The sequence below is a fragment of the Bacillus cereus group sp. Bc061 genome (assembly GCF_027715825.1).
Lineage (GTDB): Bacteria > Bacillota > Bacilli > Bacillales > Bacillaceae_G > Bacillus_A > Bacillus_A paranthracis.
Genome location: NZ_JAQFTZ010000011.1, coordinates 96,632 through 117,740, shown reverse-complemented (window position 1 = coordinate 117,740; position 21,109 = coordinate 96,632). Strand labels below are relative to the sequence as shown.

Sequence of the window (21,109 nt, the reverse complement as noted above, 5' to 3'; positions counted from 1 at the left end):
GATTTTAAAATGGTATATAGTTAAATTGTTTCTTTGGAAACTTAGGGGGTGAACAGATTGGATTATGCAACGAAACAAATGGAAATACTTTCGGACATTCGTACACTTTTGCATAAAAGAGAAGAACATTTGAAAGGACAAAATGAGAAGTTTCTTCGTGAGACAGGTGTAAGTGGTATGTCTTTATCTGAGTTACATGTAATCGAGTGTATCGGGAAAAATGGTCTGATGAATGTAACGGCAATTACGATAGAAATGGGAATGACGAAGGGTGCGATTTCTAAAGTTTGTACAAAGTTGTTCCAAAAGAAATTCGTTGAGAAGATGCAAATGTTAGACAATCAAAAAGAAATTTTCTTTCGCTTAACGGAAAGTGGAAATGAAATATATAAAGCTCATGAGAAATTGCATAAACAAGCTGAAGAAAAGTGGCTGTTACTTTTAGATAGATACACGAAAGAAGAACAAGATTTTATTCAAAGGTTCGTAAAGGATGTCTCCGATCATTTGGAAATATAATTGGAAGAAAAAATTCCATTTTCTCAAGTCTTTTAAATATAATTTCTGAAAGAACTCATATATAATAGAAAAAGATACTTAACATGGTGAATAATTAAAGAGTCAATATATATAGAGGAGAGAGTAACATGCTTGAAAATACAGGGTTAGTATTAGAAGGCGGCGGTATGCGTGGTGTATATACGGGCGGGATATTAGAATACTTTATGGAACAAGATTTATATTTTCCATATGTAATCGGTGTATCAGCTGGTGCTTGTCATGCAGCGTCGTATCTTTCCAGACAAAGAAATAGAAATAAAACGGTCAATATTGATTATGCATCACATCCAAAATATTTATCGTATAAAAATTTATGGAGAAAACGTCAGCTATTTGATATGGATTTCATTTTTCATGAAATTCCAGAAAAGCATGTGCCGTTTGATTTTGAAACATACTTTAATAGCCCAGAACGTTTCCTTGTAGGAACGACGGATTGTGAAACAGGACAGTCTGTTTATTTTGAAAAAGAAGGAACGAATGATGATGCACTAAATTTATTACAAGCGTCTAGTTCATTGCCTTTCATTGCACCAGTAGTAAATTATCGTGGTAAGCAACTGTTAGATGGCGGGATTTCTGATCCAATTCCAGTTCGTAAAGCACAGGAAGATGGATTTAAAAAATCAGTCGTAATTTTAACACGAAATCATGGCTACGCAAAGAAAAAATCAAGATTTGGGTGGGTTGCTGCGAAAGCTTATAAAAAATATCCGAATCTTGTTAACACGATGCTAAATCGCTATGAAGTGTATAATGAAACACTTCACTACATTGAAAAAGAAGAACAAGCGGGTAATTTATTTGTTATTCGTCCAGAAGTACCGCTTCAAGTAGATCGTATGGAAAAAGATACAGCAAAACTACAAAATCTATATGAGCAAGGCTATGAAGATGCAAAGAGACAGTTTGCAGATTTAAAAGCGTTCTTGCAAAAATAAGTATTAGGCTGTGGAGAAGAAATTCTCTGCAGTCTTTTTTGTATTGCTTGCTTATCCGTTACTTTTTAAAAATGTATGAATGTTTAAGTGTTTAAAGAGTTTGTAAAACATATGGGTGTCTTATTGAGGAGAATTTACTTGAGAGGTATTATGACGATGTAGCGCTACAAAACTATTTAATTTACGAGGTGATTGTTGAATGAAGGGAAAGGTTTTTTCGATTGCGACTTTAATGTTATTAGCAACATCAATCTCAACAAGTGCATTCTATCCAACTCTAAGCGGTCACAAAAGCGGTAATCTACTATCTTACAGAGCTCAAACAACTACGAATCAAAATGCATCTCGTTGTTCAGTAGCAATTTCTTTTATTAATTCAAAAGGAAGTTATTCATATATTGAAAGTGCTTCGGATAAATTAGGATCACATGAATCTGGAAGAGCATTAAATGCCACGGTTAGTAATGGTGCATATAACGCTTTTGGTGCAAAGGGCCTGTATTCTGAGCACTATGCTAATGAGAATAATGACTATCAAGAAGATACACACAAAGGTACTTTTGATAGTAACGGTAACTTACGATTACAGTGGTAAAAAGCATTAAACAGTTGTCTTTATAAATATTTGGATAAGGAGAAGGGGATGTGCATCATCTCCTTCTTATCTAAAAGGAGCAGAGACATGTATTTAGCCTTTAAAAATATAAAAAACAACAAACTGTTTTCAGTCATTCTTCTTATGGCATTTTTTATTTCTTTTCTTTCCATATCAATAGCCGCACTTTTAACAGAGTCTAAACGGAATTTTATATCTGCTTTTCAAATTGGTTTCCCAGAAAAAAATCAAATTTTAAATGTTCCGATAGCGAATGCAATTGAATTGGAAGCGATAATTCCTGTCATACAAGATATTTTTGTAAAAAGTGATATTTACGTAGAGCATTTAAAAGCATTGAATAGTTCAGGTGCAATAAAAATTGTAGCTGTGAACTTAAAAGATAATTATTATTGGACGCCATATATTTCTGAAGGGCAATATTTTCATCGTGAAAATGTAAATAATATGGTTGTTGGTGATCAAACGAATGTAAAGGAGTTATATGAATTTGATGATACATATAAAAAGATAGGCACTATATCGAGAAAAGACAGTGACATCGGTGTATCAGACATATACATTCCACTTCAAAATTTACCTACTATATCTAAAAAAGGTATTATCGCGAATAAACAATTACAATTAACAGTTGTTAACCCTACATCATCTATCCATAAAGAAATAAAAACATTTATGAATAAGAGCAAAGAAGTAATTTCGGGTGAGGTTCAAATATTGAATAAAAGAGATTTTCAGGAACTAAATGTAACACATGTAGATCCAGCAAATAAGTATTATTATAAATTTATTCTTGTTGCAGTAGTTTCGGGTATTTCAGCGGTGTTGTTTTGGATTTATAAAAAAGAAAGGGAGATTTCATTAAAAAAAGCAGTAGGTGCTTCTAATATATCTATTTACTGTGAACTATATGTTCAAATTTTGTTTATTTCTCTAGTGGCGATGTTGTTGGTTTTTCTGGTGTTAGAAATGTTTTCTGGAACAATTCATACTTATTTTCAGACATACTTATTAAAACCGTTAACACCATATGTATTCGTGTGTAATATTGTTTTTATAATTTTTCTTACAATGTTTGTTACTGTAATTCCAATCAAGCACATTATAAATATATATCCTGGAAAACATTTAAGAACGTAGGTGGTCGTCATGTTTTTTATATTTGATTCTATACGATCTGTGAAAAAACGGTTGTTACCAAGTTTGATTATAGTAATTTCTTTAATTATTTCATTTTCTTCAGCTATAGAATTTATTAGTAATCTGTCGGGATATCAAAAAATGATGAAAGTAGCAAATAATTTATCGACCCATAAAAATTTCTATGAACTTTATGCGACGCAAGATATAACATTGTTTAGCGAAGAAAAAGCGAAAAATGATTATCAACAATTCATGCAAGGGTTATCTAATACGATACCAATAACAAATACAACAAATTATTTGTTCCGTAACTATTCACTTAGCTTAAAAAAAGCAAATGGAACGATAAAGACTCTTATTATTGATAAAGATATTAATAAGTACTTTCATATCCGACTTTCACAAGGAAGGTATTTTGAGGAATCAGAATTTCATAAATCAGTATTTGATATTAGACCTGTTATATTAGGGGCTAATTATAAAGAAAAGGTATCTATTGGTGATGTTATACCATCTGGAAAAATGAAGCTAAAAGTAATTGGCTTTTTAGAAAAAAATTCACCATTTACATATCCTCGGAGCGGTGAAATATCGGATAATCGTATTACATTATTAGATGACATGGCTATTTTACCAATTGGAACAGAAGAAATAGAGTTCTATAGTGTAGAACTGTTATACAATGGGTTAATTATAGAAACAAATGAGAAGATAAATATAAATGAATTTCAAAAGAAAGTATTAAAGGTAACAGAAGGTAAGGGGTATTCGTATTATGTTACAAACCCGAATAAATTGTTAGAAAATGAAAAACAAGGTATTGATAATATGTCATACCCCTTATTATTAAGCGGTACAGTCTTATTTTTTTCATTTCTATCTATTGTATTGACATCAATGGCAGAACTTTATATGGAGCGTAAAAATATTTCTATTAAATCAGCGTTAGGTGCAAGCACTTTTCAAATATGTCTTCCATTTATTATTGAGTATATGTTGCTATTCGTTTTAGCGATATGTATAGGAATAATGTATTTTCAATGGGAGAATAGCGGAGTAATTGAAATTCAGAAAGGGCTAGAAAATAGTATAGTATCTTTCTTTGGAACGTTAAAAGTTTCTATAGAATCATTGGTTGTTATAGGTGCTTTATCACTTGTAATGATCCTCGTTATATATGCAATCATTTATTTCAATGTAATAAAAATAAAAAATACATATATGAAAGAGGTGTTATAGATGATTCAGCTCGCAAATGTGGCTAAGGGCTTTGGAAAGAATAATTTTAGTGCTTTAAAAGATATTAATCTTACAATAGAAAAAGGCGAAATGATAGCCATTATGGGCCCCTCTGGTTCGGGGAAGTCTACTCTCCTTAACATTATTGGCTTAATCGATAGCCCCTCTGCTGGAAAGTATTTTTTAGATGGAATGGATACGAGTACATTAAAGCAAAACTATCATAAGTATAGAAACACGGAAGTTGGATTTGTGTTTCAGAACTTTTCGCTACTCGATGATTATACGATTATTGAAAATGTAATGCTTCCACTTATATATAGAAGAATTTCTCATAAGAAACGTATGCAAATATCAAAAGAAATGCTGAAAATGGTAGGGCTTGAGAGGCATATTAACAAATATCCTTACGAGTTATCAGGAGGAGAACAGCAAAGAACAGCGATAGCAAGGGCTTTAGCACAAGATACAAAAATTATACTTGCTGATGAACCGACTGGTGCTCTTGATCAAGAAAATGGGGAAAAAATTATGAGTATTTTACAAGAGATTAATAAAGAAGGAAAAACAGTGCTAGTTGTTACACATGATCAAAAGGTAGCTGCATATTGTCAGAGGACGATACGACTACTTGATGGCAATATTCAATAAAATTTATGGTATAATATGGATAAAGGGTATGTGGAGAGGTGATACATATGGAAAATGTATATAAAGGGCTTAGACATACTGGATTTATTATGATGCTTATTTTTGGTGGGGTATTTTTACTGCGCTGGTTCATTCATGATGAAATGCTACTGGATCAGCTTATTGGATTTAGTGTAGGAATGGTAATGGTTGTTTCGTCAGTTTTCATTCAAAAGTATAGTAAAGAATTACAGGTAGAAGAGAAATATTAAAAGATTATAAGCTCCTTCATATTTTGGAGGGACCGTTATAGTTTGAATGATTGTTATAAAAGAAAAGTAGAGCATCGAAATCCGATGCTCTACTTTTTTAATGTGGTAAGAATATCAATTGATAAGCAAACAAAATTCCAAATACATATACAAGTGGGTGAACAGCACGGAATTTACCTTTTGCCACTTTCATAAGTGGATATGAAATAAATCCAAGTGCAATACCTGTTGCGATACTTGATGTAAGTGGCATGCTTAAGATTACTAAGAATGCTGGGAATGCTTCATCAAATGCGTCCCAATCGATGTGGCGAACTGAACCCATCATAAGACTACCAACGATAATTAATGATGGTGCAGTAATAGCTGATACACCAGAAACGGCACTTACTAATGGTCCGAAGAATGCTGCTAGTGCGAATAGAACAGCTACTGTAACAGTTGTTAAACCAGTACGACCACCAGCTGCAACACCAGCAGAAGATTCAATGTAAGCTGTTGATGGTGTTGTTCCGAACATAGAACCGATTGTTGCTGAGAATGAGTCAGATAGAAGAGCTCGTCCAGCTTTTGGAAGTTTTCCATCTTTCATAAATCCACCTTGTTGAGCAACGCCAAGTAATGTACCTGTTGTATCGAATAATGTAACAAGGAAGAATGAGAATACAACGCCGTATAATCCGTAGTTAATTACGTCAGATACAGCAGTAATTGGATTTGAAACGATAATTCCTTCTGGTAATCCAGGCATTGATGTAACACCGTTTGAGAATGATAATTGTCCCGTGAAGAAAGCGATAATACCAGTTAATAACATACCGATAAATAGTGCGCCATTTACATTTAAAGACATAAGAACAATCGTAATTCCAAGTCCAGCTAATGCTAGTAGTACTGGAGCAGAGTGAAGATCACCAAGTCCAACTAAGTTTGCTTCATTTTTTGTAACGATACCTGTTAAACGTAAACCGATAAAGGCGATGAAAAGACCGATACCAGCAGTAATTGCATGTTTTAAGTTTTCAGGAATTGCTTCCATTAATTTTGTACGGAAAGATGTGAATGATAACAAAATTAAAATCATACCTGCTACGAATACAGCAGAGAATGCAATTGCGAAAGTCATGCCTTCATGAGCCTTTACAACAGAGTAAGAGAAGTAAGCATTTAATCCCATACCTGGTGCAATTGCGATTGGTAAGTTTGTAAAGATCGCCATAAATAATGTTCCGACAACAGCAGCGATAATTGTTGCTGTAAATGCTTGTTCAAATGGAACACCTGCATCCCCAAGGATAACTGGGTTTACGACAATGATATATGCCATTGTTAAGAAGGTAATAATACCTGCCATAATTTCAGTTTTAATAGAAGTTTTATGTTTTGAAAGGTTAAACATATAAACATCCTTTCTGTTTACGAATAATTTTCACAACAGTTATATATAATATTCGTTTTTTATCTATTTTGCAATAGTTTTGCATAAAAAGTTTACAACAATTCATATTTTGTGTCTTAAATTCGAATATTAATCGTAATATGATGTGCGAATTTCAGTTTTTATTATGCACATTATAAGAAAAAGGAGTTGAAAGAAATTATGCCGCAGCAAAAAAACTTTGTAACAATGCCAGCGCAACATCAAAATAAACAGCCTGGTATTGAATCATTAATGAATCCTCTACCACAGTTTGAAGATCCAAATTATAAAGGTAGCGAAAAGTTAAAAGGAAAGAATGTATTAATTACAGGGGGAGATAGTGGGATTGGACGAGCTGTTTCCATCGCTTTTGCGAAAGAGGGAGCAAATATTGCGATTGCTTATTTAGATGAGGAGGGGGATGCAAATGAGACGAAACAATATGTTGAGAAAGAAGGCGTAAAGTGCGTATTGTTGCCGGGTGATTTAAGTGATGAACAGCATTGTAAAGATGTTGTTCAAGAGACCGTCCAGCAGCTAGGTAGTTTACAGGTTTTAGTAAATAATGTTGCGCAGCAATATCCGCAGCAAGGACTAGAGTATATTACAGCAGAACAGCTAGAAAAGACTTTTCGTATTAATATTTTTTCTTATTTTCACGTTGCGAAAGCCGCACTTTCTCATTTAAAGCAAGGGGATGTCATTATAAATACCGCGTCTATCGTTGCATACGAAGGAAATGAAACATTAATTGATTATTCCGCAACGAAAGGGGCAATCGTTGCTTTCACAAGATCACTTTCTCAGTCATTAGTGCAAAAAGGGATTCGTGTAAATGGTGTTGCGCCAGGACCAATTTGGACACCACTTATTCCATCGAGCTTTGATGAGAAAAAAGTATCACAGTTTGGAAGCAATGTTCCAATGCAAAGACCTGGTCAACCATATGAATTAGCGCCAGCATACGTATATTTAGCGTCTGATGATTCATCCTATGTTACCGGGCAAATGATACATGTAAATGGGGGCGTTATTGTAAATGGATAGTTTTCATTTATAAGAGCAAAGTAAAGTTAATTCCACTTATTATAGTGAGCGCTAGGGGGGGGTATAGATGAAAAAGCTATGTTTCGTCATACTATTATTTTTCATTCTACCGGTTAGTGCTTTTGCTAGTACAGATCATTTAATATTAGTGAATCTTACGACAAACCAGTTGTCTTTTTTTGAAAATGGAAATTATACAAAAACATTCCCCGTAACAACTGGAAGAGATCGTACACCTACGCCTGAAGGTAATTTTTGTATTATAACTAAATATAAAAATAAAGAATACCATCGAAAAAAAATAGCTGGTGGTGCACCAAATAATCCTCTTGGTACGAGATGGCTTGGACTAGATAAAAATGAATATGCGATTCATGGGACAAATCGGGAATGGACAATTGGAAGTAGGGAATCAAATGGCTGTATTCGTATGCATGACAGGGATATACAGTGGTTATATGACCGAGTTCAATTACAGACGAAAGTAATCATTTCTCGGTTTCATACGAGCCCGGAATATGAAGCGAATAAGCTTGGTTATCGTGTTGTGAGCTGGAATGGTCGTAAAGTAGAAGAAGAGCAAATTGGTATGCTTACGTTAGTAGATCGCGTGGATATATATTGGCAAGAACCGAATGGACAGCTAACGAAAGTGAAAATGGTATTGCCAAACGAAAGATATGCAGTGTACTCAAAACGAAAAGATGGAATATATTATATAGGAAACAATTTGTATATAGTGGATGAAACAGGAGAAAAAATTCGTTATGAGCAAATTCCTTCTTCGATTTTAAGTAATATATATAAACGAAAATATAATGTTCCGTAATAGGCTACCGTATTATAGACGGTAGCTTATTTCTACTTCCAGTTTAACTGCAACTATTGTACTTTGCTGAATATAATACAGTACAGATAGGGGGCGGTTACATTATGAAAAGTGAATTTGCGTTTAAAGTTTTCTTAGTAACGACCTGTTTATTTATCGTGTATTTGTATGCTTTTCTCGTCTTTTCGTTTTATGTTCCATACGTTGATTTAATATTGTTCTTCGGATTTATTTGGGCATTTGTTAAGGCAAGGGAAGGGGAGAAAAGTATATATCGGCGTATTACGTTATGCGGGACAGCCGTTCTCGTTATTTTGTACTTTTTTATTATGCATGATTTTTGGAGGGGAATGTAAAAAAGCATACGATTAGTCGTATGCTTTTTATGTTTAATATTTTGGCTTAAATGTATGACAACAAGTCTCTACACTTGTTGCTACAGAACTTTCTAGCGTCTCGTTCGTTAAAACTGCACTTGTATACGATTCATTTTCAGTTTGACCAGTTTCATCCGCATCTGGCTGAACGATAATCGCACTTGCTTGACAAAAGTTACCTTGTCCCCAAAATGAACAATTGGAAACAGAGCATCTTACTTCTGGCATAAAACCCCCTCCTTATACATTAGTTTGGAATTTTACGTCCATTTCATGTGTAGAAGGAGTTTCCTTTTCTCGTTATTTTTTCGTTTGTTCAAACCATTCTTTAAACTTTTCTTTTGATTGTTCTCCGCTAATACGGCTTACTTCTTTACCATCTTTAAAATGAATAATCGTTGGCGTTCCTTTAATATCGTACTTATCCCAAGGCTCGTTTAAATTTTCAATATCAATTACTTTCATATCAACATTTAAATCTTTCGCTAAAGGTACAACAATAGGAGAGACCTTTTGACAATGAACGCAAGAGGTTTGATAAAAGTAAATCGTTTGTTCTTTTTTATCTTCTATATTTTTATTGAGATCTTCAAGAGAAATTTTATTTGAGTAGTAACCTTTTTCATCTGTCGATGCATTTTTCTTTTCCATTTGAGTTACAGCAAAGATTGCCGCAAATAAGACGATAATAATACCGCCAAATATAAGCATTTTTTTCATTCTTTCATCTCCTTATTTGTTTTTGATGACAATAAAGCTACAAACAGCGATTGTAATAAAGCCGATAAGTGCTAAAAACGGGATTGTCACAAAGCCGAACCAGTTTATGTATTCTCCCGTACATGGTACACGGCCGCAAGCTGCCCCTGCAGCCGAAAATGCTGCGACTTTTTGAATTGCATAGTGATATAAAGAAATACAAGCACCAATACTTGCGATCGGTAAAGAATAACTTGCGATGCGATAATCTTTTTTTACTACAGCGATACCGAGCCATAAAACGAATGGATACATGAAAATGCGTTGATACCAACAAAGGACACAAGGCTCAAATTTCATGATTTCGGAAAAGTATAGACTTCCTAGTGTAGCAATAAACGAAGCTCCCCACGCGGTAAATAAAGCATATTCTTGCTTTTTTTCTCGTCCCATATTTTATACCTCTCTTATAATAGTTACATACTAAATTATAGTATGAAGTGGTACAGAAAAGAAAGAAAAAATATGTTTATCAATAAAAGTTTTATACGGGGAAACTTTTATTGATATGAACATTTTAAAAAAAGCGCTATTCTCCAGAAGAGAATAGCGCTATAGTTTACATTTGAATTTGCTCTACTTCTTCTATATGTGACTTTTGGGATGCGTGGTCAATATATTGAAATAGGAGCTGCAATTGTTTATCAACTTCTGGCAGTTCTTTACTGTATTGATAAGCGTGTAAAAAATGCTCAATACGCTTAGAAAATAATTGATCGTTCGTTTGAACCATGAGAACGAGTAATTTATCCCAATTACAGCAATACGTGTAATAGAGAGCTTTATCATAGTCGTTATATGTTTGCACTGTGTACCCTCCTTACCGAGAGTTATATATAGTGTGTGATAAGTAAGGAGAAATACACTTGAAAGAATTTGTTAAGAAAAAAAGTGAATGAAAAAAACGAGGTATGTCCTCGTTTTTTAAGCTTTTGGCATTGGCGTAGGTGTTGGTTTGCCATAGCTTTCTTTGTATTTATTATCGATATAGTTACGAATTTCAAGCGTTGATTTTCCTTTTTGTTTCATCGAAGCAGATTCAACTGCGATTTCTAGGCAATTGACGCAAGTCGTTGCATGAGAATCCCAAACAACTTCACCATTCTTTTTAATTTCACGAATAAAACAATTTTTATTATTTTTATGTCCTACACTTTCACCGCAACCGCAGTAACATGGAATCCAATCTAATAGTTCTGCATTTTGTCCAGCGACAGTGTAGATATCTTTCATTTGTGGATCAAGCTTGTCTAGGAAGGTAGGAAGTGTGTCGACTCCTTTTGTTTTCTCTTGAATGTCAGCTTGCTGAGTGTGCGATGCGTGGTCATGTTCTTCTTTTTTTGATTCAGAAGATTTTTGGTCATTTGTACTAGTACTTCCGCATCCAGCAAGAATTAAACTCAGTACTGCAAGTAAAGAAAATACATACTTTTTCATTCGCTTGTCCCCTTTACAAATGTATTAATCAAATTGTATCAGAGATTACGGTGTGTCGGGTGAAGATTTTTTTGACCGATTTTTGAAATGCCATCGAACTGAATGGAATAGAAATAAAATTGGGATATAAGCGTATACAATATATAAACCAGCTTGAGATAGTACTGTATTTAATGTGTTGATACTTTCACGGTTTTTAAAAAATAAAGAAGCTGTAAAAACGATGAAAATAAAAAACGGTAATGTAAATTTAAATGAAATATGAAATGAACGCTTCATCGTTTGGCATGATGACCAAATAGTTAAACAAAGGTTTGGCAAAATAATCAGAAACCAAACAAAAATAATAATATATTCAAACCGTTGAATGAAAGGAACTTTAATTATTTTTAACATCGTTAAAGTAGGCCAAATAGTATGATTTAATTGTCCTTCACTATAATACATAAAAGATACAATAGCTAAAACTACATAAATCAAAGTGCTAAAAAAAATTCCTGCATGAGCCCATCTTTTTAAAGACTTACCTTTTTCAATAAATGGATAGAAGATAAGGATTGTTTCAAAGCCGAGAAACTCTAATGCAGATTGCTTTGCAGATATAAGCATGTCAAAAGGTGAATGTGTAAAAATAGGTAAAATATTACGGAAATGAGCGTATTTCATTGGATAAATTAAAAAGAATACAACGAAAATAGGAAGAACGACTCCCCAAAAACATATTCCGGTTACAGAGCGAAATCCACCCTTTATAATATAGCAAGTCACTAATAAAAACATAAAGGTTAGTTTCCATAATTTAATGGTAGGGAAAATCCAAACTTGTATCACTTCCATATATGTACGAAGAACAGTAAGGCAAAATAATAAGCAATAAAGAGTGAAAATCACGGAAAATATAGAACCAATCCATTTTCCAAAAGTTGTTGTATGAATGCTAATTAAATCTCCGTCTTTTTCTAACATTTTTAACATACAAAACAGCACAATATGGGTTGTAATCCCCGCAATAATAAGAGAAATCCAGGCATCATAACCAGCGTTTTTTAAAATTACACGCTGATACCCAAGAACTCCTATTCCAATTTGAAGCGAATGTAATAATATAAAGGCAAAGTATGGAGAGACTGTCTTTGCTTTATTCATTGTATTCATTGCTTATTTCACCTCACTATTCCCCGATTCCAGATTGTACAATATTAAGATCTAAATTTATATCTACGGCTACGTTTTTATACATATTTCGAATTTGTTTTATATTCCATTTTCTCGTATGACTTCTAATTTCATCGCGTATGCCTAAAGGATCAATTTCCTTTTTTTGAAATTGTTTTATTAAATCTTCACAGTCTTTTTCAACATTTCGTTCAATTTGTTTCTTTATATAGTTGATATTTGTTTCTTTTCTTAAATCAATCCAATTAGGAGAGTTTTTAATTAAACCATTTAATTTTAAATGGATTTTTACTTTTGGTATGTCGCCAGTTTGATCTATATCATATTTATTTTTCCCAGCTAAGTTTTGTATGACCACTATACCTTTATTTTTATTCTTTTTTATTGCTGCTTCGTAACGCCCATTTTTTGTAGGATTAATTAGTAATTTTGCTAAAACAGAATGTCTTTTATCCGTATACATGACGACTTTATCGCCTCTTAAAAAAGCAAGCCCTTTAACAGCGACGGAATGATTATCACCCATTTTTATATAAGGAACATAGGCATCACATACAGAAGAGTAGTAATTATATAAAAAGACGTTTAATTCAGTTTGTGGAATGTTCTCATTTCTTATATTTTGCTCGAGTAAATCAGCGATATATAATGAACCATTTTTTTTTCCGTAATTTAAAAGCTCTTCGGCCGTTCCATCTACAATTGCTAGTTGAACGTCACGTCCGATATTTGGATCACGTTGTAAGTTAGTAATAATTTCTCCCATTCCGCGTTCTCCTAGAGCCTTTCCAAATAGGACGACACGCATTTGACCTACAACAACATTGTGAGGAGATTTAGCGTTCAATCGTGAAGCGATTGTTTCAAGTGAACGAGCAGATGTTGATTGCGTCTCTGGCTTAGACTTTACACCATGTGTGTATTCTGGGAATAAGATAGTTCCTTGGAATTGTTTATTTTTTGTGATGTCAAATCCAGCAATATGAATAATACGCTGTGTATCCACTATATACGTTTGTGTACAACCAGTTTGTAGAACAAAAAAGATTATAATAAGGAACAAGAAAAGTTTTTTCATTGATTATCACCATCACGTTTTTGCTTCACTTTGTTCGGGTTATAGCGCCATTTTGATGTGGGTCTAAGGAAGGAAGGCCTTTGTGCTGTTTGACTAAATGGTAGTCGAAGAAAACCTTCTGCTGTACCTAAACCACGAAATGGATATAAAGGTAATAAATAAGGTGATCCAAGTGATTTTAATTTAATTAAATGAGCTAAAATAAATACAAACCCGACAATAAGACCTAATCCACCAAATGCGCCGGCTAAAAGAATAAGTGGAAAGCGTAACAACCGGATAGTAGAAGACATCTTTACAGTCGGTGTTGTGAAAGATGCAAGAGCGGATAAAGCAACTGCAATTAATAAAATTGTACTTGTTAAAGCAGCTTCAACAGATGCTTGCCCAATTACAATCCCGCCAACAATACCAATTGTTTGTCCTACTTTCGTAGGTAAACGTGCTCCTGCTTCACGAAGCAATTCGATTGTAATTTCTAAAAAGAGTGCTTCTAAAATAGGTGGGAAAGGTACGTTCGCTCTTGAGAAAATAATAGGTCCTAGTAAATCAGCAGGAATCATTTGATAGTGATACGTTAAAGCCGCTGTATAAATAGCGGATGAAAAAAGAGAAAATATAGCTCCGAAAAAACGAATAATGCGAAAGAACGATCCAATCATCCACGGTAAATAATAATCTTCTGGAGAAATGAAAAAATCTAGTAACGTTGTCGGTCCTGATAAAGCATATGGAGAGCCATCTGTTAAAATTAAAACTTGTCCGTTAACCAATGCATATACAGCTCGATCTAATCGTTCTGTAGGCAATAAAACAGGAAACGGTGAATTGCTATTATCACTAATAAATTGCTCAATCATAGTTGCGTCAAATGGGACATCAAAGTCAATGTCTTCTAGCCGTTGTATGGCGGTGTTGATAAATTGTTCATTTGTAACGCCTTCTATATAAGCAACTGCTACTTTCGTTTTTGACATAGTTCCGACGGTCATTTCTTTAAATATGAGTTGCTCTGTTACAATATTTCGGCGTAATAAGTGTATATTTGTATCAAGGTTTTCAACGAAACCGATTTTAGGCCCGATTACGCTATATTCATTTTCTGTATCGTTATTTAATCGTATTCCTAAAACAGTACTTTCGGCACGAATTAAAGCATATTGATCGGGATTCGAATTGTTTTTTAAGCGTAATAAAATATATCCCCCTAATAATTTCTCACGAATATCATCAATAGAAGGGGAGGTAATAATATCTTCAATAGAGACGATATTACATAAATCAGAGATGTTTTGAATTCGATCCGATTCCTTTTTTAGAGGAGTTAAAATAAATTGTTTAATAATAAGTGCTTCCACGACAGATTTATAATAAAACAAACATAATGTTTCATTTTCAAGTACGTTATAAGAGACAAAATCGCTAGATTCTGTCATGCTTTGTATAAATTCTGGAATAGAACAAAGTGTTTTTGGATTAGTATTTTTGGATTTCTTAGATGATAAACCGAACATTTTCTCACCCCTAACATATATCATTTCCTTGTGTTAGTTTTTGGGAAAGACGGGAATTTATACTTAAAAATTGAAAGTTCATAAAGAAAAGGAAGAGTATTGAAAAACTCTTCCTTTTTGGCATATTAATTTGTTTTCTTTTCCTTAATAGACTTCACTAATTTAATCATTTCTGCTCGTATATCTTCTTTTTTTACATTTAATTTTTCTGCAATTTGTTTCATATCCATTCCGTCTTTTTTCATTTTTAGTACATCATCAAGGGGAGTATTACTTTTTTGAGAGATGATTGTTAATACCGTGAGCTGACGTAATCCGATATTATATTCTTTCATTTTTTGTTTTAGCCCGTCTGGTGTAGATTTTTGCATATTTGCTAATTGTTGCAGTAGTGCTTTTTTTGTTTCTTTATTCATATGATGCTTTTTCAACTTACTTGGATCTACCCCGAAATGCTCTGCTGTTTTCTCCCAAGAATTATTTTGCTTATAGTAAGCTAAAACGTCTTTAATTTCTTTTTTACTCATTTTTGCAATGTGGGCAGCTTTCCAAATTTCATGTTTGTTATAGCCGAGTTTTTCGAGCGACTGCATTTCTTCTTCTGAAATTGGTTTATGATGATGCAATGTGACTTCTTTTGGCGTAGCAGCGAAAGTGGGGAAGACGGTTGCACCGAATAATAATGCTGCCATAGTCATACTTACTGCGATTTTTTTGTACATGTAAACTCCTCCTAGATGGATAATGTGAAAAACTGTACACATATTATTTCCATAAAATGTGAAATACTTGTGAACAAATCAAGTTTTTTTATTCACAGTATGAACTGAAGTTTTTGGAAGTTTTCCAACATAAAACATTGATTAATACTAAAAAACTAAGGTATAATCGAAATTGAAAATTAATATCAACAATAAACGTATACATATAGATAAAAATAAGGGAGAGAAAAATATGACTACATATACTTCCATCGCAAATGTGATTAAAGAAAGACGTTCTGTTCGTACATTTACAGATAAAGCAGTAGACAAAGAGTTATTAATTGAACTATTAAACGACGCAACGTGGGCACCGAATCATAAACATCGTGAACCATGGAATTGTAAATTATACATTGGAGAAGGTCGTCAGAAATTAGTAGACGCAGTATTAAACTCTTTCACAGAAGAAGAAAGAGCGAAACGCGGTAAAATTTTATCGGATCGTTTCTTAAGCACGCCAGCACAAATTGTTGTTTACATAAATGAAGATCCACGTCAAATTCAACGTGACGAAGATTACGCTGCAACATGTGCATTTATGCAAAACTTCCAACTTCTTGCTTGGGAACGCGGTTTAGGTTGTGTTTGGAAATCAGGTGGATTAAACTACAATCCATTATTTATAGAAGGACTTGGTTTAACTAGAGGTCAACGCATCGTTGGAATTCTTCACCTTGGCTATTTCGATAAAGCACCAGAAGGAAAAGCTCGTACACCGATTACGGAGAAGATGGAGATTATTGAGGGTTAATAGATGAGACATTCTCGTTTTTATGAGGGTGTCTTTTTATTATGCAATCAATCCTCATGAAAGCTTGTTCTCAATCATACACTTTCTTAAGGGAAAGTGTAAGGAGGGAAAATAATGAGAGCAAGTGACGATAAAGCACTGCAATATGCAATTGCGGAAATTACGGAAATTGCGACTGGATTTGGGCTTGATTTTTATCCGATGCGTTATGAAATATGTCCAGCGGAAATTATTTATACATTTGGTGCATATGGGATGCCGACACGGTTTTCACATTGGAGTTTTGGAAAACAGTTTTTCAGAATGAAATTACAATACGATTTAGGTCTTAGTAAAATATACGAACTCGTTATTAACTCTGATCCATGTTATGCCTTTTTATTAGATACGAACTCGTTAATTCAAAATAAATTAATTGTAGCGCATGTGTTAGCGCACTGTGATTTCTTTAAAAATAATATTCGTTTTTCAAATACGAAGCGGGATATGGTAGAAAGTATGTCAGCGACAGCTGAACGGGTGAAAGCATATGAGCATAAGTACGGAAAAGAAGAGGTAGAAACATTTTTAGATGCCGTACTTGCCATTCAAGAGCATATTGATCCGTCGCTTATGCGTCCAAAACTTGCGTGGAGTATTGATGATTTAGAAGAGGAAGAAGTAGAAAAGAAAAAGGCATCGCAATACGATGATTTGTGGAATTTAGATAATCGAAATAAAAAACAGGAACGCTCCAATGTGCGTAAAAAGAAGAAAATCCCACCACAACCAGAAAAAGATTTACTTCTCTTTATTGAAGAATATAGCCGTGAGCTAGAAGATTGGCAGCGGGACATATTAACGATGATGCGTGAAGAAATGTTATATTTCTGGCCGCAGCTTGAAACGAAAATTATGAATGAAGGCTGGGCATCCTTCTGGCATCAACGCATACTTCGCGAAATGGACTTAACATCTGATGAAGCAATCGAATTTGCAAAATTAAATGCGGGCGTCGTTCAGCCATCAAAAACGAGTATTAACCCATACTACCTCGGTATTAAAATGTTTGAAGATATAGAGGAGCGCTACAATAACCCTACTGAAGAAATGAAACGACGCGGCGTAAAACCAGGATCTGGTCGAGACAAAATCTTTGAAGTACGCGAAATCGAATGGGATGTATCGTTCCTAAGAAACTATTTAAATAAAGATCTTGTTATGCGAGAAGATATGTACTTATTCCAGCGCCAAGGAAAAGAATATAAAGTAATAGATAAAGAGTGGGAACATGTGCGTGATCAACTCGTAAATATGCGTACAAATGGTGGTTTCCCGTACTTAGTAGTAGAAGATGGAGACTACTTAAAGAACGGAGAATTATACATTAAACATAGTTACGAAGGAATCGAGCTCGATTTAAAATACTTAGAAAAGGTATTACCATATCTTCATCAACTGTGGGGAAGAACAGTGCATATGGAGTCAATTGTAGAGAGTAAGGGCGTTGTGTTTTCTTATGATGGGAAGATGGTGCATCGGAAGTATGTGTGAGGGGAAGAACGGACATAGGATGCTATGTTCGTTCTTTTTTTATTTGGAACAAAGTCAAATATGCTATTCTTGAAAAAAGGGAGTTACATAGAGAAATGGAGCGATTCAAATGAGCAAAATAGGGGTATGCAAGGTGGATATTACGCCGCCTGTTGGCATTGATTTTGTTGGATACCATAGAGAGACAGGAATAAATAATGTTGAAGAGCGTATTTATGGGACGGTTTTTGTATTTGAAAAAGATGAAATGAAAACTGTGTTTATAAGTATTGATAATATTGGAATGTTAGTAGAAGATACGAATATGATTCGTGAGCGAGTAGCAAGTAGGCTTCATGTTCCATTTGAGCGAATAACAGTTGTTTATACACATACACATTCTGGTCCAGAAACTGTTGGTGAGCAACCTTTAGTAAGGTCGTATAAAACGATTTTAGTAAATAATGTGGTGCAAGGTGCTGTTACTGCGAATAACAACTTGAAGCGATGTGAAGTTGGCTGGGGTGTTACGACAGGTGATATTGGAGTAAACCGAAGAGAGAGAACATCTGATGGAAGAGCGAAGATGGGAACAAATATAGAGGGTGTTGTAGATAAACGAATTGGTATGTTAGCAATAAAAGATGCTGAAACGAAGGAATTAACTGGGATTATAGTATTTTGTACGGCCCATCCGAATGTTTTAAAAGGTGATAGTGATGCATTATCAGCAGACTATCCGGGGATGACAAGAGAGATTCTTGAGAAGATCGTAAACTGTCCTGTTATGATTGTGCAAGGTGCTGCTGGTAATGTGAATGCGAAGTATCGAGGTTCTAAGGAAGCATTAACACAAATGGCTTACACGCTTAGTGGACATGTATTAACGATGTTACCGACAGTTACATATAGCCCAATTGTAAATGTAAGAACGATTTCGAGTATGGTGCAAATGAAGTTGAAGAATATCCCTGAAATTGATGAGATACGAAGCATGGCTTGGTTAGCTGAGAAGCAGTGGGGCGTGAATACGGATGAATGGCTTACTATCGTTTTAGAGAAATATAAGCAAGGTATTCGGCATTTAACTATTGATTTAGAAGTGCAACTGTTTCAAGTGAATGATGGTATGTTTTCAGGTATACCGATGGAACCTTTTTCGGAAACGGCATTAGAAGTGAAAGAGAATCTTCAAAATGAATTGGCTTTCTTTGGTGGATATATGAACGGATATATTGGTTACTTGCCGACAAAGGAAGAAATTTCATATGGTGGTTATGAAGTGGAATTAAGCCCTGTTGTGTATGGGCCGGTTACAAATTTATTGATGCCACCGGAGGAAAATACTGCGGAGCTGATTGTGAAGAAGGTTACGGGTTTATGTAATAAAGTGAACCTTTAATGAGACAGATTTTTGAACGCAGAGTAAAGAATATGACTAATTGTGTGATTTTGTTAAGTCAATGTAATTAATAATGATTATCATTATTAATTACATTGACTTCTGAAAAAAGAAAAACTAGAATTTATAAAGGGATCTTCAATTGTTCGCTATCATTTGTATAGGAGGTAAGTTATGTTGGATAGCTTTATTTCTATAAGATGTAGGTTGGCTCTTTATAGTTTTGGTGTTCTTTTTATCTTTTTTTGTACAGTATTTTTGGTGAATCAGAAGGTGTATGCAGAAGATGTACCGTGGACATCAGTTTCAAATGAGGGGGAACGTGTACTTTTTCAAGAACAATCTTTGTATAGTAATGATCGAAGGGGAGAAGATCTTGTTTCACCTTCATTTGAAGGGCGTAAACATGGTGGGGAAGATTGGGGATACTTATTAAGAGACAGTAATTTTAATTATCCATCTAATATCCTTACACATTCTATAATAGGAAGAGATGATCGAATTAGAGTTACTGATACAACTTTGTATCCTTATAGGGCTATAGTACACTTAGTAATTCAATTTAATGGACAAGAGGTTTATGGGTGTACAGGAGCGCTAATTAGTAAAGATACAGTATTTACAGCTGGGCACTGTGTTTACAATAAAAAGCTTGGTGGATGGGCAAAAAATGTTATTGTGACTCCTGGTAGAAATGGAAACCAAGCACCGTATTTGCCTTATAGTTGGACAAAGCTTTATTCAGTAAGTGGATGGACTGATGATGGAGATTCGGAATTTGATTATGGAGCCATTAAATTAAATGGATCTCCTGGAGATTATACAGGTTGGTTAGGATATAGAACTACTAATGTAGAGTCTCCAAAGGGGTTACTCGCAGTAGTTCCAGGGTATCCGTGTGATAAAGTAGGAAATGAAAAATATACTATGTGGACAGATTATGGACCAATTGAAGGCACTAGTCCTAGAATGTTAACATATAGGATGGACACTTATGGATGTCAAAGTGGAGCACCTGTATATCATGACTATTCTCGTACGGGTGTAACAATAATAGCTACCCATACAGTAGGAAGTAATTCTTGGAATTCTGGAAACCGGGTGACAGACGATGTTTTTAATAATCTTAAAAAATGGTCTGAATAAATATAATAAGTTTTTATGGATTTTATGTTGTGTATTGGTCATCATCATAGTGTCTAGTTCTATAGCAAATAAAGAAAAGAAGTTTAGTAAGGTTGTTAATTCTGTAACTTTTCATGTGAAAAATAAAGAAAAACAGCCAATAAAAGATTTTGAAATTATACTTATGAAAGACGAATCACCTCAGCCCAGTAGAGAAATTGGGATCTCAATAGGGAAAACAGACGAAGAAGGAAAAGTTATTTGGAGGAATGTGAGAACGGGAAAATATATCGTATTTTTGCCAAATAATAAGGCGCAGATGGTTATGATTAATGACAGAGATGAAACGAAAAAAATAAACATATCATTGTAGAAAACGAATCCGTTGGGATCCGTTTTCTCAGGTTGTGGCATTAAAGAATTTTACGTGGAATGGATCTAGCCTTATGTGAAGAAGCTATTGATTTTGAAAATTTAAATACAGGTGTATTTCAGTTATTAAAAACGTATATTTAT

General features: G+C 34.1%; 25 protein-coding genes. 15 read left to right on the top strand and 10 right to left on the bottom strand.

The features are described 5' to 3' along the window. Positions 1–57: 57 nt before the first annotated feature. From PDQ40_RS24250 to PDQ40_RS24220, 7 genes are all read left to right on the top strand, one after another. Positions 58–519, top strand: coding sequence for a MarR family transcriptional regulator (locus PDQ40_RS24250; protein WP_270691709.1), 462 nt, complete (start codon positions 58–60; stop codon positions 517–519). A gap of 128 nt (positions 520–647) precedes the next feature. Then, complete coding sequence (locus PDQ40_RS24245; RefSeq protein WP_000892680.1) at positions 648–1,502, top strand: patatin-like phospholipase family protein; 855 nt, start codon at positions 648–650, stop codon at positions 1,500–1,502. Between the two features lie 199 nt (positions 1,503–1,701). Beyond that, on the top strand, positions 1,702–2,097 hold the full coding sequence (locus PDQ40_RS24240) for a hypothetical protein (protein WP_000676979.1): 396 nt from the start codon (positions 1,702–1,704) through the stop codon (positions 2,095–2,097). Between the two features lie 87 nt (positions 2,098–2,184). Continuing rightward, positions 2,185–3,258 carry an ABC transporter permease gene (locus tag PDQ40_RS24235; protein WP_270691708.1) on the top strand — a complete coding sequence of 358 codons (1,074 nt, stop codon included), beginning with the start codon at positions 2,185–2,187 and terminating at the stop codon, positions 3,256–3,258. 9 nt (positions 3,259–3,267) lie between these two features. Then, positions 3,268–4,500, top strand: coding sequence for an ABC transporter permease (locus PDQ40_RS24230; RefSeq protein ID WP_270691707.1), 1,233 nt, complete (start codon positions 3,268–3,270; stop codon positions 4,498–4,500). After that, complete coding sequence (locus tag PDQ40_RS24225; RefSeq protein WP_000615280.1) at positions 4,501–5,151, top strand: ABC transporter ATP-binding protein; 651 nt, start codon at positions 4,501–4,503, stop codon at positions 5,149–5,151. Positions 5,152–5,198: 47 nt separating this feature from the next. Next, positions 5,199–5,402 carry a hypothetical protein gene (locus PDQ40_RS24220; protein WP_000432811.1) on the top strand — a complete coding sequence of 68 codons (204 nt, stop codon included), beginning with the start codon at positions 5,199–5,201 and terminating at the stop codon, positions 5,400–5,402. A gap of 97 nt (positions 5,403–5,499) precedes the next feature. Here PDQ40_RS24220 and PDQ40_RS24215 read toward each other — a convergent pair whose 3' ends face one another. Next, a complete protein-coding gene (locus PDQ40_RS24215; RefSeq protein ID WP_000482726.1) occupies positions 5,500–6,801 on the bottom strand; it encodes an NCS2 family permease in 1,302 nt (433 codons plus the stop codon). A gap of 201 nt (positions 6,802–7,002) precedes the next feature. Here PDQ40_RS24215 and PDQ40_RS24210 point away from each other — a divergent pair, with 201 nt between their 5' ends. The 3 genes from PDQ40_RS24210 to PDQ40_RS24200 all read left to right on the top strand — a co-directional run bounded on the left by PDQ40_RS24210 (position 7,003) and on the right by PDQ40_RS24200 (position 9,054). After that, entirely contained in the window at positions 7,003–7,869 is an 867-nt protein-coding gene (locus tag PDQ40_RS24210; protein WP_270691706.1) for an SDR family oxidoreductase, read from the top strand. Between the two features lie 67 nt (positions 7,870–7,936). Next, positions 7,937–8,698 (top strand): L,D-transpeptidase, encoded by a 762-nt coding sequence (locus tag PDQ40_RS24205; protein WP_000732025.1) that lies wholly within the window; start codon positions 7,937–7,939, stop codon positions 8,696–8,698. A 104-nt stretch (positions 8,699–8,802) separates the two neighbouring features. Continuing rightward, a complete protein-coding gene (locus PDQ40_RS24200; protein WP_000834195.1) occupies positions 8,803–9,054 on the top strand; it encodes a hypothetical protein in 252 nt (83 codons plus the stop codon). 33 nt (positions 9,055–9,087) lie between these two features. On the opposite strand, the gene PDQ40_RS24195 is transcribed toward PDQ40_RS24200, so the two are convergent. The 9 genes from PDQ40_RS24195 to PDQ40_RS24155 all read right to left on the bottom strand — a co-directional run bounded on the left by PDQ40_RS24195 (position 9,088) and on the right by PDQ40_RS24155 (position 15,761). Next, positions 9,088–9,303 carry a DUF1540 domain-containing protein gene (locus PDQ40_RS24195; protein WP_001115486.1) on the bottom strand — a complete coding sequence of 72 codons (216 nt, stop codon included), beginning with the start codon at positions 9,301–9,303 and terminating at the stop codon, positions 9,088–9,090. Between the two features lie 72 nt (positions 9,304–9,375). Further along, positions 9,376–9,795, bottom strand: coding sequence for a thioredoxin family protein (locus tag PDQ40_RS24190; RefSeq protein WP_000738457.1), 420 nt, complete (start codon positions 9,793–9,795; stop codon positions 9,376–9,378). A 12-nt stretch (positions 9,796–9,807) separates the two neighbouring features. Next, positions 9,808–10,227: a disulfide formation protein C gene (locus PDQ40_RS24185; protein ID WP_000532258.1), complete on the bottom strand. Its 420-nt coding sequence runs from the start codon at positions 10,225–10,227 to the stop codon at positions 9,808–9,810. Positions 10,228–10,393: 166 nt separating this feature from the next. Continuing rightward, positions 10,394–10,642, bottom strand: a complete 249-nt coding sequence (locus PDQ40_RS24180) for a YhdB family protein (protein WP_001195458.1) — start codon at positions 10,640–10,642, stop codon at positions 10,394–10,396. 116 nt (positions 10,643–10,758) lie between these two features. Then, positions 10,759–11,271 (bottom strand): PCYCGC domain-containing protein, encoded by a 513-nt coding sequence (locus tag PDQ40_RS24175; RefSeq protein WP_214328603.1) that lies wholly within the window; start codon positions 11,269–11,271, stop codon positions 10,759–10,761. Positions 11,272–11,316: 45 nt separating this feature from the next. Then, positions 11,317–12,426 (bottom strand): GerAB/ArcD/ProY family transporter, encoded by a 1,110-nt coding sequence (locus PDQ40_RS24170; protein ID WP_001095025.1) that lies wholly within the window; start codon positions 12,424–12,426, stop codon positions 11,317–11,319. Between the two features lie 16 nt (positions 12,427–12,442). Continuing rightward, positions 12,443–13,525 carry a Ger(x)C family spore germination protein gene (locus tag PDQ40_RS24165; protein ID WP_000732619.1) on the bottom strand — a complete coding sequence of 361 codons (1,083 nt, stop codon included), beginning with the start codon at positions 13,523–13,525 and terminating at the stop codon, positions 12,443–12,445. Continuing rightward, on the bottom strand, positions 13,522–15,039 hold the full coding sequence (locus PDQ40_RS24160; RefSeq protein WP_000467501.1) for a spore germination protein: 1,518 nt from the start codon (positions 15,037–15,039) through the stop codon (positions 13,522–13,524). The genes PDQ40_RS24165 and PDQ40_RS24160 overlap by 4 nt, the downstream gene beginning before the upstream one ends. Positions 15,040–15,164: 125 nt before the next feature. Beyond that, positions 15,165–15,761: a hypothetical protein gene (locus PDQ40_RS24155; RefSeq protein ID WP_000276992.1), complete on the bottom strand. Its 597-nt coding sequence runs from the start codon at positions 15,759–15,761 to the stop codon at positions 15,165–15,167. A 232-nt stretch (positions 15,762–15,993) separates the two neighbouring features. Here PDQ40_RS24155 and PDQ40_RS24150 point away from each other — a divergent pair, with 232 nt between their 5' ends. The 5 genes from PDQ40_RS24150 (at position 15,994) to PDQ40_RS24130 (ending at position 20,966) form a co-directional block, all read left to right on the top strand. Then, positions 15,994–16,554: a nitroreductase family protein gene (locus tag PDQ40_RS24150; RefSeq protein WP_000214810.1), complete on the top strand. Its 561-nt coding sequence runs from the start codon at positions 15,994–15,996 to the stop codon at positions 16,552–16,554. Positions 16,555–16,668: 114 nt separating this feature from the next. Next, positions 16,669–18,087: a stage V sporulation protein SpoVR gene (spoVR, locus tag PDQ40_RS24145; protein WP_001202710.1), complete on the top strand. Its 1,419-nt coding sequence runs from the start codon at positions 16,669–16,671 to the stop codon at positions 18,085–18,087. Positions 18,088–18,196: 109 nt separating this feature from the next. Then, positions 18,197–19,468, top strand: coding sequence for a neutral/alkaline non-lysosomal ceramidase N-terminal domain-containing protein (locus tag PDQ40_RS24140; RefSeq protein ID WP_270691705.1), 1,272 nt, complete (start codon positions 18,197–18,199; stop codon positions 19,466–19,468). A 174-nt stretch (positions 19,469–19,642) separates the two neighbouring features. Then, on the top strand, positions 19,643–20,614 hold the full coding sequence (locus tag PDQ40_RS24135) for a trypsin-like serine peptidase (RefSeq protein ID WP_000887280.1): 972 nt from the start codon (positions 19,643–19,645) through the stop codon (positions 20,612–20,614). Continuing rightward, a complete protein-coding gene (locus PDQ40_RS24130) occupies positions 20,580–20,966 on the top strand; it encodes a DUF2606 family protein (protein WP_000478582.1) in 387 nt (128 codons plus the stop codon). Before PDQ40_RS24135 ends, PDQ40_RS24130 begins: the two co-directional genes overlap by 35 nt. Positions 20,967–21,109 lie beyond the last annotated feature (143 nt).

Excerpts from the sequence above, each read along its gene's own strand:
- PDQ40_RS24245 (WP_000892680.1), top strand. The coding sequence starts at position 648 with ATGCTTGAAAATACAGGGTTAGTATTAGAAGGCGGCGGTATGCGTGGT.
- PDQ40_RS24240 (WP_000676979.1), top strand. The coding sequence starts at position 1,702 with ATGAAGGGAAAGGTTTTTTCGATTGCGACTTTAATGTTATTAGCAACA.
- PDQ40_RS24235 (WP_270691708.1), top strand. The coding sequence starts at position 2,185 with ATGTATTTAGCCTTTAAAAATATAAAAAACAACAAACTGTTTTCAGTC.
- PDQ40_RS24230 (WP_270691707.1), top strand. The coding sequence starts at position 3,268 with ATGTTTTTTATATTTGATTCTATACGATCTGTGAAAAAACGGTTGTTA.
- PDQ40_RS24225 (WP_000615280.1), top strand. The coding sequence starts at position 4,501 with ATGATTCAGCTCGCAAATGTGGCTAAGGGCTTTGGAAAGAATAATTTT.
- PDQ40_RS24220 (WP_000432811.1), top strand. The coding sequence starts at position 5,199 with ATGGAAAATGTATATAAAGGGCTTAGACATACTGGATTTATTATGATG.
- PDQ40_RS24215 (WP_000482726.1), bottom strand. The coding sequence starts at position 6,801 with ATGTTTAACCTTTCAAAACATAAAACTTCTATTAAAACTGAAATTATG.
- PDQ40_RS24210 (WP_270691706.1), top strand. The coding sequence starts at position 7,003 with ATGCCGCAGCAAAAAAACTTTGTAACAATGCCAGCGCAACATCAAAAT.
- PDQ40_RS24205 (WP_000732025.1), top strand. The coding sequence starts at position 7,937 with ATGAAAAAGCTATGTTTCGTCATACTATTATTTTTCATTCTACCGGTT.
- PDQ40_RS24200 (WP_000834195.1), top strand. The coding sequence starts at position 8,803 with ATGAAAAGTGAATTTGCGTTTAAAGTTTTCTTAGTAACGACCTGTTTA.
- PDQ40_RS24195 (WP_001115486.1), bottom strand. The coding sequence starts at position 9,303 with ATGCCAGAAGTAAGATGCTCTGTTTCCAATTGTTCATTTTGGGGACAA.
- PDQ40_RS24190 (WP_000738457.1), bottom strand. The coding sequence starts at position 9,795 with ATGAAAAAAATGCTTATATTTGGCGGTATTATTATCGTCTTATTTGCG.
- PDQ40_RS24185 (WP_000532258.1), bottom strand. The coding sequence starts at position 10,227 with ATGGGACGAGAAAAAAAGCAAGAATATGCTTTATTTACCGCGTGGGGA.
- PDQ40_RS24175 (WP_214328603.1), bottom strand. The coding sequence starts at position 11,271 with ATGAAAAAGTATGTATTTTCTTTACTTGCAGTACTGAGTTTAATTCTT.
- PDQ40_RS24170 (WP_001095025.1), bottom strand. The coding sequence starts at position 12,426 with ATGAATACAATGAATAAAGCAAAGACAGTCTCTCCATACTTTGCCTTT.
- PDQ40_RS24165 (WP_000732619.1), bottom strand. The coding sequence starts at position 13,525 with ATGAAAAAACTTTTCTTGTTCCTTATTATAATCTTTTTTGTTCTACAA.
- PDQ40_RS24160 (WP_000467501.1), bottom strand. The coding sequence starts at position 15,039 with ATGTTCGGTTTATCATCTAAGAAATCCAAAAATACTAATCCAAAAACA.
- PDQ40_RS24155 (WP_000276992.1), bottom strand. The coding sequence starts at position 15,761 with ATGTACAAAAAAATCGCAGTAAGTATGACTATGGCAGCATTATTATTC.
- PDQ40_RS24150 (WP_000214810.1), top strand. The coding sequence starts at position 15,994 with ATGACTACATATACTTCCATCGCAAATGTGATTAAAGAAAGACGTTCT.
- spoVR (WP_001202710.1), top strand. The coding sequence starts at position 16,669 with ATGAGAGCAAGTGACGATAAAGCACTGCAATATGCAATTGCGGAAATT.
- PDQ40_RS24140 (WP_270691705.1), top strand. The coding sequence starts at position 18,197 with ATGAGCAAAATAGGGGTATGCAAGGTGGATATTACGCCGCCTGTTGGC.
- PDQ40_RS24135 (WP_000887280.1), top strand. The coding sequence starts at position 19,643 with ATGTTGGATAGCTTTATTTCTATAAGATGTAGGTTGGCTCTTTATAGT.
- PDQ40_RS24130 (WP_000478582.1), top strand. The coding sequence starts at position 20,580 with ATGTTTTTAATAATCTTAAAAAATGGTCTGAATAAATATAATAAGTTT.